13 protein-coding genes are annotated in these 12,406 nt (G+C 61.8%); 6 read left to right on the plus strand and 7 right to left on the minus strand.

The features are described from left to right. Positions 1 to 13 precede the first annotated feature (13 nt). Both PMI29_RS19840 and PMI29_RS19835 read left to right on the plus strand, forming a co-directional pair. The gene (locus PMI29_RS19840) at positions 14 to 1,126 is read left to right on the plus strand and encodes a succinylglutamate desuccinylase/aspartoacylase family protein (protein ID WP_007996327.1); all 1,113 of its coding nucleotides are present in this window, start codon (positions 14 to 16) and stop codon (positions 1,124 to 1,126) included. 191 nt (positions 1,127 to 1,317) lie between these two features. Next, positions 1,318 to 2,034 (plus strand): alpha/beta hydrolase, encoded by a 717-nt coding sequence (locus tag PMI29_RS19835; RefSeq protein WP_007996329.1) that lies wholly within the window; start codon positions 1,318 to 1,320, stop codon positions 2,032 to 2,034. Positions 2,035 to 2,037: 3 nt separating this feature from the next. Here PMI29_RS19835 and PMI29_RS19830 read toward each other — a convergent pair whose 3' ends face one another. Both PMI29_RS19830 and PMI29_RS19825 read right to left on the minus strand, forming a co-directional pair. Beyond that, positions 2,038 to 2,604, minus strand: a complete 567-nt coding sequence (locus PMI29_RS19830) for a hypothetical protein (RefSeq protein ID WP_007996331.1) — start codon at positions 2,602 to 2,604, stop codon at positions 2,038 to 2,040. 180 nt (positions 2,605 to 2,784) lie between these two features. Next, positions 2,785 to 3,591 (minus strand): hypothetical protein, encoded by an 807-nt coding sequence (locus PMI29_RS19825; protein WP_007996333.1) that lies wholly within the window; start codon positions 3,589 to 3,591, stop codon positions 2,785 to 2,787. Between the two features lie 166 nt (positions 3,592 to 3,757). Between PMI29_RS19825 and PMI29_RS19820 the strand changes: the two genes are divergently transcribed. Further along, positions 3,758 to 4,288 (plus strand): chalcone isomerase family protein, encoded by a 531-nt coding sequence (locus tag PMI29_RS19820; protein ID WP_007996334.1) that lies wholly within the window; start codon positions 3,758 to 3,760, stop codon positions 4,286 to 4,288. 308 nt (positions 4,289 to 4,596) lie between these two features. Here PMI29_RS19820 and PMI29_RS19815 read toward each other — a convergent pair whose 3' ends face one another. From PMI29_RS19815 to PMI29_RS19805, 3 genes are read right to left on the minus strand one after another with little or no spacing between them, the layout of a single operon-like run. Next, positions 4,597 to 5,778, minus strand: coding sequence for an acetyl-CoA C-acetyltransferase (locus PMI29_RS19815; RefSeq protein WP_007996335.1), 1,182 nt, complete (start codon positions 5,776 to 5,778; stop codon positions 4,597 to 4,599). A gap of 11 nt (positions 5,779 to 5,789) precedes the next feature. After that, positions 5,790 to 6,455 (minus strand): CoA transferase subunit B, encoded by a 666-nt coding sequence (locus PMI29_RS19810; RefSeq protein ID WP_007975748.1) that lies wholly within the window; start codon positions 6,453 to 6,455, stop codon positions 5,790 to 5,792. 36 nt (positions 6,456 to 6,491) lie between these two features. Then, on the minus strand, positions 6,492 to 7,190 hold the full coding sequence (locus PMI29_RS19805; RefSeq protein ID WP_007975747.1) for a CoA transferase subunit A: 699 nt from the start codon (positions 7,188 to 7,190) through the stop codon (positions 6,492 to 6,494). A gap of 173 nt (positions 7,191 to 7,363) precedes the next feature. Here PMI29_RS19805 and PMI29_RS19800 point away from each other — a divergent pair, with 173 nt between their 5' ends. Then, a complete protein-coding gene (locus PMI29_RS19800) occupies positions 7,364 to 8,260 on the plus strand; it encodes a LysR family transcriptional regulator (RefSeq protein ID WP_007996336.1) in 897 nt (298 codons plus the stop codon). 120 nt (positions 8,261 to 8,380) lie between these two features. Here PMI29_RS19800 and PMI29_RS19795 read toward each other — a convergent pair whose 3' ends face one another. Further along, positions 8,381 to 9,223: an NAD-dependent protein deacetylase gene (locus tag PMI29_RS19795; protein WP_007996337.1), complete on the minus strand. Its 843-nt coding sequence runs from the start codon at positions 9,221 to 9,223 to the stop codon at positions 8,381 to 8,383. Between the two features lie 130 nt (positions 9,224 to 9,353). Further along, positions 9,354 to 10,400 carry a class I SAM-dependent methyltransferase gene (locus PMI29_RS19790; RefSeq protein WP_007996338.1) on the minus strand — a complete coding sequence of 349 codons (1,047 nt, stop codon included), beginning with the start codon at positions 10,398 to 10,400 and terminating at the stop codon, positions 9,354 to 9,356. 366 nt (positions 10,401 to 10,766) lie between these two features. On the opposite strand from PMI29_RS19790, the gene PMI29_RS19785 reads away from it, so the two are divergent. Further along, a complete protein-coding gene (locus PMI29_RS19785) occupies positions 10,767 to 11,609 on the plus strand; it encodes an HvfB family MNIO-type RiPP peptide maturase (RefSeq protein ID WP_007996339.1) in 843 nt (280 codons plus the stop codon). Next, positions 11,602 to 12,357 carry an HvfC family RiPP maturation protein gene (locus tag PMI29_RS19780; protein ID WP_007996340.1) on the plus strand — a complete coding sequence of 252 codons (756 nt, stop codon included), beginning with the start codon at positions 11,602 to 11,604 and terminating at the stop codon, positions 12,355 to 12,357. The genes PMI29_RS19785 and PMI29_RS19780 overlap by 8 nt, the downstream gene beginning before the upstream one ends. Positions 12,358 to 12,406 lie beyond the last annotated feature (49 nt).

Raw genomic sequence — 12,406 nt, forward strand, 5'->3', positions numbered from 1 at the left:
AGGAGCCCCCCACATGCAACGCATCGACCACAAACTTCCCTGGAGCCATCTGGGCAGCGAGCGCACCCTCAGCGTGTTTCGTTATGGCGCGGGCACGCGCAAGGTGTACATCCAGGCCAGCCTGCACGCCGACGAATTGCCTGGCATGCGCACGGCCTGGGAGTTGAAGAAACGCCTGACCGAACTTGAACAACAGGGACAATTGAACGGTGTGATCGAGCTGGTGCCGGTGGCCAATCCCATCGGCCTCGACCAGCACTTGCAAGGCAGCCACATGGGCCGTTTCGAGCTGGGCAGCGGCAAGAACTTCAACCGCTCGTTCGTCGAACTCAGTGCACCGGTGGCCGCGTTGATAGGTGATCGCCTGGGCACAGACGCCCAGGCCAACATCGCGCTGATTCGCCAGACCATGGGTCAGGTTCTCGACGGCTTGCCGGCAGCGGCATCGCAGCTGGAAGCCATGCACCGCCTGTTGCTGCGCCATGCCTGCGACGCCGACATCACCCTCGATCTGCATTGCGATTTCGATGCAGCGATCCACATCTACGCCTTGCCGCAGCACTGGCCGCAATGGCAATCCCTGGCGGCGCGTTTGAAGGCCGGCGTGGCGTTGTTGTGTGAAGACTCCGGCGGCAGTTCGTTCGATGAATCCTGTTCTTCGCCATGGTTGCGCCTGGCCAGGGCGTTCCCGGCGGCGGCGATTCCACCGGCCAACCTGGCGACCACGCTGGAGCTGGGCAGCATGGGAGATACCCGGGTCGACCAGGCCCAGGCCAATTGCGAGGCAATCCTCGGGTTCCTTGCCGAGCAAGGTTTCATCTCCGGCACCTGGCCGGCGGCACCGGCCGAATGCTGTGAAGGCATGCCATTCGAAGGCACCCAATACCTGTTCGCCCCGCATCACGGCGTGGTCAGCTTCTTGCGTGAGGCCGGGGAGTGGGTGGAGAAGGGCGATGCGCTGTTCGAGGTGGTCGACCCGTTGAACGACAAGGTCACCACCGTGCAGGCCGGCACCAGTGGCGTGCTGTTCGCCATCGACCGTGGGCGCTACACCCAGCCAGGCTCCTGGCAGGCGAAAGTGGCGGGGCGCGAGGTGATTCGGGCGGGGAAGCTGATCAACGATTGAGCCGGGAATTTTCTTTGTCTGTACTGGCCTCTTCGCGGGCAAGCCCGCTCCCACAGTGGATTTGTGGCGCACACAAAACCTGTGGGAGCGGGCTTGCCCGCGATGGCGGCATTCGCCACGCCCGAGATGTTCCTGCCTGCTGACCAGTGTTAGGCTCTTGCGCGAATCCTGCATTCCGTGAAGGAAGACCCATGTTGAAGATTCTCGCGCTGCTCAGCCTCCTGGCATCCACTGCCGTCCACGCCCAAACCCCGCTGCAAACCGACCTGCCGCTCAAGTACCTGGAGCAGGCCAGCGCCGATTCGAACCATCAACCCCTGGTGATTTTTCTTCACGGTTACGGCAGTAACGAGCAGGACCTGTTCGGCATCAAGGACGACTTGCCCGAGTCCTACACCTACCTGTCGGTGCGGGCACCTTTGGTGATGGAAGCAGGCAGCTATCAGTGGTTCCGCAAGAAGGGCGAAGGGGCCTACAACGGCGAGACCGATGATCTGAAGTCCAGCGGCCAGTTGCTGCTGGATTTCGTCGCACAGGCCACGAAGAAGTATCACACCGAGCCCGAGAAGGTATTCCTGGTGGGGTTCAGCCAGGGCGCGATCATGACCTACGAAACAGGCCTGCGGCATCCCGAGGCGCTCGGTGGGATCGCTGCGTTGAGCGGGCGGATTCTGCCGGTACTCAAGTCCGAGCTCCAACCGGATGAAAAACGTCAGTCGCTGGCAATTTTCATCGGTCATGGCGAGCAGGACAAACGCCTTCCCTACAGCGACGGCACCGAAGCCAACAGTCTGTTGCAGAGCGTGTCACTCGAACCCGAGTTCCACGGCTACCCCGGTGTCGGTCACAACATCAGCGCCGACGAGATACAGGATTTGAGCGCCTGGTTGCAGCGTCTCAACCCCTGAGTCTTATTTTCCGCTGACGATCTGTTTGATCAGGGTTTCGTGGGCCGCCATGTCGCCGGGGCGGGAAATCACCTGAATCACCGCCATGCGGGTGCCGGATGCCGCCATCAGCGTGGTGGTGAGGGTCATGCCACCGCCCTGCGTGGCAGTGCCGTCGACCTGGCGCAGGCCCAGCCCGGATTTCCGGGTCAGGGTTTTCTCGCTGAGCTTGTTGTAGTCGGGCAGGGACTTGTGTTGCGCCGCATCGAAGTCGGCCACGGTGCCGTCGAGGAACCCGCCGTCGTTGTCCTTGACGCTGATACCTTTTGGCAGGGTGTTTTCAGCGGCGATCACCACGGTCTTGGTGGTCTCATTGCTGTACAGGGTGCCGTTGGCACCGCCCGGGCTGGCCGGAAGCGGGTTGGCGAGGAAACCCTTGGGCAGGTTGAAGGTGAACTTGCCGCCGAGCATCGAGACCTTCTGTGCTGGCGCATCGCTGGAAGTGGCCTTGGCGGCCTGCGCATTCAAAGCCCCAAGGCCGGTAGCGGCTGCCAGCAGCAGGACAAGGGCTTTTTTACTCAACAATGACATCGGAATCTCCAGGGATGGACGCGCGGTGGAGCGCGATCATCCCATGGAGGTTGTGATGCATTCCAGCGTGCTCTACCGAGCGGTCACTCAGGCAAAGCAGCGATCCGGGGTGAGGTGGCTTACCTGTGGCGAGGGAGCTTGTCGGAACGCCGCACCGCCCTGCATTCTTTCAGACGTACCTCATCGAACGTGTTTCGGTGCTTTGACGGTTCCTCCAGCGTCCGTCGTCGGGCCAACCGGCTGCGCCAGCAGACGCTTTGTCACGCCCAGCATGGCCACCGACACCGCGATGCCCAGCACAAAAGCGTTCATTCCCATCGTCGGCAGGGTCAGCGCCAACACCAGGCAGAAGGCGGCGAACGAGTACATGCCGGTGGCGGTGGCGCGCAGCAACGCGGCGGTAAAGGCCGGGCCACGGGTTTGCTGGGAGAACACCGCCATCACGCTGCCCAACACCGGGAACACCGCCAGCAGGCCGCTCCAGCGGTCGCCGACGGTGCTGGCCAGCAATGTCACGACCAAGGTGAGCAATGCACCGGCCACCATGCGCAGCAAGAGCTTGTCGGATTTCGGCCCCGGGCCACTGAGCACCGGTTGCACGGGGGGGAACAGATAAGGCGCGGCGAGCAGCGCGGTCGCGGCGGCGCACAGCGAAAACACCAGGGATCCCGGAATCAGCGACAGGACAAACGCCACCAGCGCCCAGACAGACAGCGAGACCATCAACGCCAGTGGCCATCCCGCCCGTTGTGCGACTTGGGCGTAGGTCACGCAAAACGCAATCATCGCGAACATGGCCGACAGTGCAGCGGTGGCCGATTGCGCGGCGAACGCCGGGCCTTGTTCAAGGGCGAGGAACAACAGGATCGGCCCGACCACCACCGGCAACCCCGACAACCAACCGGCCACGCTCGGCCCCCAGCGTTTGCCCGCCAGGGAAATCAGCAGCAGAAAGCCTGGGATTACCAGCAGTTTAAGGATCAACACGCGCACGTCTCCGACCTGTGTGAGGTAGCAACGGTAACATTGCGTCGGGTAGATTGCTTTATGTGTATATGGATTTTGTATACAAAAACACGGCCTTTCGGAAATTGTACGAAAGGGTCCTTTGCGCATTCGTTTTTCTGGGCATCCCGCGATGAGGCCAATCCGTATGAACCACCAACTATCCCCGCTGCGCCATGGTCTGTGGCTGCTTGTTTTGCTGAGCTGCCAGGCCCTGGCCAATTGGCAGGATTCACTGCCCGGTGCGCAAGTCATCGGCAGTGGTGAGTTTCGCAAGTACGGCTTCGATGTCTACAGCGCACGGCTCTGGAGTACGTCGCGGCCCTTGGCAAGCGATCAGCCGTTCGCCCTGGAGCTGATCTACCAGCGCAACATTTCCCGTGAAGATCTGGTGAATGCCAGCGTCAGGGAAATCAAGCGACTCGCCGGCACCTCGATCAGTGCCGGGCAACTGGCGTCCTGGCAGGTGCAGATGCAGCAGTCGTTCGTCGATGTGCAGGCCGGCACGCGGCTGACCGGGGTGTACCTGCCGGGGCAGGGCGCGCGGTTTTTTCTTGGTCAGGAGTTGTTGCGTGAAGTGAAGGACCTGCAATTCGCCCAGGCATTTTTTGCCATCTGGCTCGATCCGCGTACCAGCAACCCCGAGTTACGCCAGCAGTTGCTGGGCGTGGTTCCGTAGACTTTGCGTTTTGCCGGACCTGTCCGAGGTTTGTGGTGATCAGTGGGGCGAGCAGCTGTTTGATTCTGCAATTTTTGGGGTGACAGAACTGGCCCCTTCGCGGGCAAGCCCGCTCCCACATTTGACCCAGTTGTCCTGACGAGCGCGGTCCACTGTGGGAGCGAGCCTGCTCGCGATGAACGATAACGCGGTCCACCTGAAAAAACGCAGGCAAAAAGAACCCGGTACGACTTGCATCGCACCGGGTGTTTGTCCAGACGGCGACGGATCTTCGTGGGTCCCCGTGCCGTCTGTTGAACGCTGTTGGCTTAAACCCGCTCGAGCGCCAGTGCCACGCCCTGACCACCACCGATGCACAGGGTGGCGAGGCCTTTTTTGGCGTCACGCTTGAGCATTTCATGCAGCAGGGTCACCAGTACGCGGCAACCCGAGGCGCCGATCGGGTGACCCAGGGCAATGGCGCCGCCGTTGACGTTGACCTTGTTCAAGTCCCATTCCAGGTCCTTGGCCACGGCCAGCGATTGCGCGGCGAAGGCTTCGTTGGCTTCGATCAGGTCCAGCTGGTCGATGTTCCAGCCGGCCTTGTCCAGGCAACGCCGAGTGGCCGACACCGGGCCGATGCCCATGATCGCCGGGTCGACGCCTGCGTTGGCGTAGGCGGCGATTTTCGCCAGGACCGGCAGGCCGAGGGCCTTGGCTTTTTCGGCGCTCATCAGGATCACGGCGGCGGCTCCGTCGTTCAGCGACGACGCATTGCCAGCGGTCACCGAACCGTCCTTCTTGAAGGCCGGCTTGAGCTTGCCCAGGGATTCGGCGGTGGTGCCGGCCCGTGGCTGTTCGTCGGTGGCGAAGGACAGCGGATCGCCCTTGCGCTGCGGGATCAGGATCGGCGTGATTTCATCGACAAAGCGCCCGGCTTCGATGGCGGCCACGGCTTTCTGCTGCGAGGCCGCAGCGAAGGCGTCCTGCTGCTCGCGAGTCAGGCTGTACTTCTCGGCCAGGTTCTCGGCAGTGATGCCCATGTGGTAATCGTTGAACGCATCCCACAGGCCATCGCTGATCATGGTGTCGACGATCTGCGCGTGCCCCATGCGCAGGCCGGTGCGCGCGCCGGGCATGACGTAGTTGGCCAGGCTCATGTTTTCCTGGCCACCTGCGATGATCACCTCGGCATCGCCGCAGCGGATCGCCTGGGCGCCCAGGTGCAGGGCCTTGAGGCCCGAACCGCAGACCTTGTTCAGGGTCATGGCCGGTACGGCGAAGGGCAGGCCGGCCTTGATCGCGGCCTGGCGCGCAGGGTTCTGCCCGGCGCCGGCGGTCAATACCTGGCCCATGATCACTTCATCGACTTCGGCCGGGTTCAGGCCGGTTTGCGCCAGCAGCTGGCGGATCACCGCAGCGCCAAGGTCAACCGCGGACACATTGGCCAGCGAACCCTGGAAACTGCCGATCGCGGTGCGCGTGGCGGCAACAATGACGACTTCTTGCATGGAATGATTCCTCACTGGGCAGCGAACTGCATTTCCGGAACGTGGTCCGGGACGATCAGTTTACCAGCGGTCTTGGCGACGATTTCCTCAACGCTGACGCCAGGTGCGCGTTCCTTGAGGACAAATGCGCCATTTTCGATTTCCAGGTAGGCGAGGTCGGTCAGCACGCGCTTGATGCACCCGGCGCCGGTCAGCGGCAGGCTGCATTGGGACAACAGCTTGGACTCACCATCCTTGGACGCGTGGGTCATGATGACGATGATGTTGTCCGCGCCGGCCACCAGGTCCATCGCGCCGCCCATGCCCTTGACCAGTTTGCCGGGGATCATCCACGAGGCGATGTTGCCTTGCACGTCCACTTCAAACGCGCCCAGCACGGTCAGGTCGACATGACCACCGCGGATCATCGCGAAGGACTCGGCCGAGGAAAAAATCGAAGCACCGATACGTGCGGTCACGGTTTGTTTGCCGGCGTTGATCATGTCGGCATCAATGGTTTCTTCAGTAGGAAAAGGACCCATGCCCAGCAGGCCGTTTTCCGACTGCAGCATGACTTCCATGCCTTCGGGGATGTAGTTGGCGACCAGGGTCGGAATGCCGATGCCCAGGTTCACGTAGAAGCCGTCCTGCATTTCGCGGGCGACGCGTTGAGCCATTTGTTCGCGGGAAAGTGCCATTGTTGTTATTCCTTCATTCGGTCCGGGGGCAGGGGATCACTTACGCACGGTGCGCTGTTCGATACGCTTTTCGAACGTGCCGCAGATGATCCGGTCGACGTAGATGCCAGGGGTGTGGATCTGCGCCGGGTCCAGCTCGCCGGGTTCGACGATTTCTTCGACTTCGACCACGGTGATCTTGCCGGCGGTGGCGGCCAGCGGGTTGAAGTTCTGCGCGGTGTGGCGATAGATCACGTTACCGAAATGGTCGGCTTTCCAGCCTTTGACGATGGCGAAGTCGCCGGTGATGGACTCTTCCATCAGGTACTTGCGGCCATGGAATTCGCGCACTTCCTTGCCTTCGGCAACTGGAGTGCCAACGCCGGTGGCGGTGAAGAAGGCCGGAATGCCTGCGCCGCCAGCGCGCATTTTCTCGGCGAGCGTGCCTTGCGGGGTCAGGATGACTTCGATTTCGCCTTTGAGCAGTTGCTCTTCGAACAGCTTGTTTTCGCCGACGTAGGAAGCCACCACTTTGCTGATCTGGCGGTCGGTCAGCAGCACGCCAAGGCCAAAACCGTCGACGCCGCAGTTGTTGGAGACCACGGTAAGGTCGCGAGTGCCCTTGCGCTTGATCTCGGCGATCAGGTTTTCCGGGATCCCGCACAGGCCGAAGCCGCCAGCGATCACGGTCATGCCGTCTTCAAGACCTGCCAGAGCTTCCTCGTAGGAACTCACGCGCTTGTCGAAACCTGCCATATGCACCTCTTTTATTCTTTGTGGGCGGCTGGCTAGCCGAATGGAGTTGAGTGTCGCGCTGGTTAATTCATTTGTTAAGTTGATTTTTAATGTTGATTAATAGATAAAACTCAATAAACCGCTGCTTTCTTGCAGCTCCAGGCTTGTAGCTTACAACTGGAAGCGAAGCGACCATGACCATTAAGCAGATCCGCGCCTTTCTGGCCGTGGCCCAGAGCCTGAGCTTTGCCGTGGCCTGCGAACGCCTGCACCTGTCGCAATCGGCCCTGAGCCTGACCATCAAGGCGCTGGAAGAAGGCCTGGGCGGGCGCCTGTTCACCCGCAACACGCGCAACGTGGCGCTCACCGCCGAAGGCGAAACCCTGGTGCCGCTGGCGCGCCGGTTGATCGCCGACTGGGACAATGCCGAAGATGAACTGCGTCAACGTTTTACCCTGCAGCGCGGTCGCGTGACCCTCGCGGCGATGCCCTCGTTCGCCGGCAACCTGCTGCCGCCGATCCTCAAGACATTCCGCGCCCGTTACCCGAACGTCAACGTGACGGTTAACGACGTGATCAACGAGCAGGTGCTGGAAATGGTCCGTGACCGCCAGGTGGAACTGGGGGTGGCGTTCGAGCCGACCCAGAGTTCGCCGCTGCAATTCACGCCGTTGTACATCGACCGTTTTGTCGCGGTGGTGCCCCTGGATTCGGCGCTGGCCGGGCGGGATGACATCGACTGGCTGACTCTGCTCAAGGAGCCGTTCATTACCTTGCAGCGACCTTCCACCGTGCGGGTGATGCTGGAAGAGCATTTGCAGGCCCGCGGCATGAAGCTGTCGGTGGAGTTTGAAAGCCATCAACTGGCGACGGTCGGGCGCATGGTCGCCAGTGGCCTGGGTGTGAGCGCGGTGCCGGCCTTGTGCGCGGGGCAGATGCGTGAACTGGGCGCGCGTTGCATCACCTTGCGTGACCCGGTGGTGGAGCGGGCGCTCGGGGTGTTGACCTTGCCTGGGGGAGAACTGTCGGCGGCGGCGCAGGCCTTGTTTGATGTGCTGAAAGAGGAAAACCTGGGTCAGCGATTTTCCTGAGTTGCATGGGGGACCTTGTGGGAGCGAGCTTGCTCGCGATGGCGTAGGTTCAGTCAGTAAATGTGTTGAATGTGCCGCCCCCATCGCGAGCAAGCTCGCTCCCACAGGGTATTGTGTTGATCAGGAAGTGAGGCGTTCTGCCAATAAGGGCAATAGCTGCTCGCACGCCCCCTCAATCTTCAGATCCAGAATTTCATCCGCCCGGGTCTTGCCCAGGTTGATAGCAATCAACGGCTTGCCCTGATCCACTACCGCCCGGCACAAGCGAAACGCCGAATAGGCCATCAGCGACGAGCCGACCACCAACAGCCCTGCAGCCTGTTCGACAACCGTCATCGCCTTGGCTGCCGTGGCCTGCGCGACATTTTCACCAAAGAACACCACATCCGGCTTCATCCGTTCCCCGGCGCAATGCGGGCAGTGCGGGACCTGGAAGCGTGCCTCGAAGGCCGGGTCGAGCAAGGTGTCGCCGTCCGGCGCCTGCACCGCGTCGACACCGGCCAGGTACGGGTTCTGTGTTTCCATCAAGCGCTGGATCGAATCGCGCTCGCTGCGCCGGCCGCAATCCAGGCACAGCACCCGGTGCAGACTGCCGTGGAGTTCGATCACATCGTGGCTGCCTGCCTGGTCGTGCAGGGTGTCGACGTTCTGGGTGATCAACCCGCTGATCTGCCGCGTGCCCTGCAGACTGGCCAGGGTGTCGTGGGCCACGTTCGGCTGCGCCTGACGGACCCGTGGCCAACCGAGCATCGCCCGCGCCCAATAGCGTCGCCGGGACTCCGGGGCCGAGAGAAACTCCTGGTACATCATCGGCTGCCGGCCCCGCCGCACGCCCTGGTTGTCGCGATAATCGGGGATGCCCGAAGGTGTACTGATGCCGGCACCGGTCAGCACTGCAAACGGCTGGTCCGCCATGTGTTGATGGAGGCGGTCGAGTTGGTCATGGATCATGCTGTCGAGCATGCTGGGAAACCTGTAGGAGCGAGCTTGCTCGCGATGGTCGTCAACGATAACACTGTAAGCCTGACACCCCCGCGGCGTGCTCGCGCTTTTCGCGAGCAAGCTCGCTCCTACAGAAGACGGGCGGCGGTGTTTATTTACGCGCCTCCAGAATCAGGTTGAACGGCGTTTCAGTCGCCCGGCGGAACTGAGTGAAACCCGCTTCGGTGAATACCTTGCGCAACCGCGCTTCACCGGCCTGGGCACCCAGGCCGAGGCCGACTTCCTGGGACAGCGAGTTGGGCGTGCAGATGAAGGTCGACGCCGCGTAGAACAGGCGTCCGACCGGGTTGACGTTGTCGTCGAGCAAATCGTTGGCGTAGGGCTCGACCAGCAGCACCGTGCCGTCGTCTTTCAATGATTCATAAGCATGTTTGGCCGCGCCCACCGGGTCACCCATGTCGTGCAGGCAGTCGAAGTAGCAGATCAGGTCGTAGTCGCTGCCAGGGTAGCTTTTTGCCGTGCCCTGGAAGAACCTGGCCCGGCCGGACACACCGCCTTCTTCGGCCCGCTGGGTGGCGACGGTAACGGAGGGCGCGTGGTAGTCGAAGCCGACGAAGCGCGAATCCGGAAACGCCTGGGCCATGATCACCGTCGAGGCGCCATGACCGCAGCCGATGTCCGCCACTTTGGCCCCGGACTCCAGTTTGGCCACTACACCGTCGAGGGCCGGCAACCATTCGGCGACCAAATGGGCTTTGTAGCCTGGGCGGAAGAAGCGTTCGGTCCCGCTGAACATGCACGGATGGTGATCGCCCCAGGGCAGGGCACCGTTGCCGCGCATGGCTTTGACCAGTTTGTCCTTGTCATGGAAAAACGACGCGACCACGCCGATCCCGCCCGCCACATAAACCGGTGAGTCTTCGTTTGCCAAAGCCATGGCTTGCTCTTCGGGCAGACGGAACTGGCCGTCACGGTGTTCCATGTAGCCGGAAGCGGCGTGGGCACTGAGCCATTCGCGCAGCAGGCGGGTGTTGCAGCCGGTTTTGGCGGCGAGTGCTTCCGGCGTCATTGGCTGACTGTCGGCCATCGCCCGGTACAGGCCGAGCTCTTCGCCGAGGATGACGTTGGCGAGCATCGCCGCGCCTCCCATGTCATTTACCAGTTTGCCCATGAAATCGTTGAGTCTGGCCTCGTCCATCACGTGTGCTCCTTCAGCAGGATCACGGTCCAGGGGCATTGTGTAGGGAGGTGTTCGCCACTGGGCGGTGGTCGTGGGAATGTGCAGGGCACCAAGCGGGCCCTGCGTGCATTTAGTTTAGTTCGCAGGCCATATAGCGCCGCGTTGAGCGACGAAAGCTACATCTTCCTGACGGGCACGGGACCCTGTGGGATCAGCAGTGCCCGCAAGGATCGTGTGTATCCCACTGTATCCAGATCCCTTTTCGATACAGTCACCTCGAATTCCAGGCCCCTGCCGAACACAGTCTCGATACACCCCTTCGATTAACTGTGTCTCATGGCGGGCACCGGCTCGCGTCCTTGAACATCTTGTGAGATCGACACCATGCAGACCTCCATTCCCCCAGAAGCCAAGGCCAGTGTCGGCCTGGGCCTGCGCCGCGGTTTAATGAAAGACCTGCAGGCTGCGCCGGCGGGCGATTTCGACTTTCTGGAAGTCGCGCCGGAAAACTGGATCGGCATCGGCGGCGCCCACGGCGCCGCATTGCGGGCCCTGGCTGAACGCTATCCGTTGTCCTGTCACGGCTTGTCCCTGTCCCTGGGCGGGCCGTCACCGCTGGACGTCGATTTTCTGCAAGAGGTTCGCCGCTTCCTCGATCACTACAACGTGCCGCTGTACAGCGAGCACCTGAGTTACTGCAGTGATGACGGTCACCTGTACGACCTGTTGCCGTTGCCCTTCACCGAAGAAGCGGTGCACCACGTCGCTGCGCGGATCCGTCAGGCCCAGGACATCCTTGGTCGGCGCCTGGCGGTGGAAAACGTTTCCTATTACGCCGCGCCCCAACAGGACATGGACGAGGTGACATTCACCAATGCCGTGCTGCGTGAGGCCGACTGCGACCTGCTGCTGGACGTCAACAATGTCTACGTCAATTCGATCAACCACGGCTTCGATCCGCAGGCGTTTCTCGCCGGCATCGATTCGGGCCGGGTGGTGGCCATGCACATTGCCGGGCATTTCGACGAATCCGACACCTTGAAAATCGACACCCATGGCGCTTCAGTCAAACCGGTGGTGTGGTCGTTGCTGGAGCAGGCGTATGCCCGGTTTGGCGCACAACCGACCTTGCTGGAGCGGGACTTCAACTTTCCGGCATTCGCCGAGCTGGTGGCGGAATTGCAGACCATTCGCCGCTTGCAACAGGAGGGCGTGAACCGTGGATAAACATTCGCTGCACCAACAGCAAAGCATCATGGGCCAGTACCTGCGAGACCCCGAGCATTGCGCGCCACCCACCGAAATGGATCCGGTGCGGGCACAGGTTTACCGCGATCTGGTGTTCGCCAATCTGTCTTCGTTGCTCAGTGGCACCTTTCCTGTGTTGGTGAAGATTCTGGGTGATGAGCACTGGCGTTCACTGGTGCGGATCTTTCTGCGGGACTACCGCGCCCGTACACCGAAATTTGGTGAGATCGCTCAGGAGTTTGTCGAGTTTCTCGCGACCGGGCCTGAGGCGTTGACCGATGGACCGTGGCCACCTTTCATGGTGGAGCTGGCGCATTACGAGTGGGTGGAAATGGCCCTGCAACAGTCCGAGGCCGAGCCGTTGGCTGCGGGTGATGCCGGGGCGTTGCTGGATCGGCCGTTGCAAGTGTCGCCGTTGGCCTGGCCGTTGGCTTACGCCTGGCCGGTGCAACAAGTGGGACCGGATTATCAGCCTGACGTTTTACCGGCTCAGCCGACGTTGTTGCTGGTGCGTCGCGCCGAGGGCTGGAGTGTGAAGTTTTCCGAGTTGAGTCCGTTAGCGTGGCGGTTGTTGCAGCGGATTGGCGAGTTTCCAGAGCTGACTGGGCGTGAGCAGCTGCAAGGATTGGCGGTCGAGGCGGGGCAGGTTGGTTCTTTGGTGTTTTTCGAGGGTGGTTTGGGGTTGTTGCGGCAGATGCGTGAGGAAGGGGTTGTTGGGGTTGTTTGACCTTGGCGGCCTTCGGGCCGGCCTGGTGGTTTTTTTTTGGGGGGGGGGG

The sequence above is a fragment of the Pseudomonas sp. GM49 genome, assembly GCF_000282355.1.
Taxonomy (GTDB): domain Bacteria; phylum Pseudomonadota; class Gammaproteobacteria; order Pseudomonadales; family Pseudomonadaceae; genus Aquipseudomonas.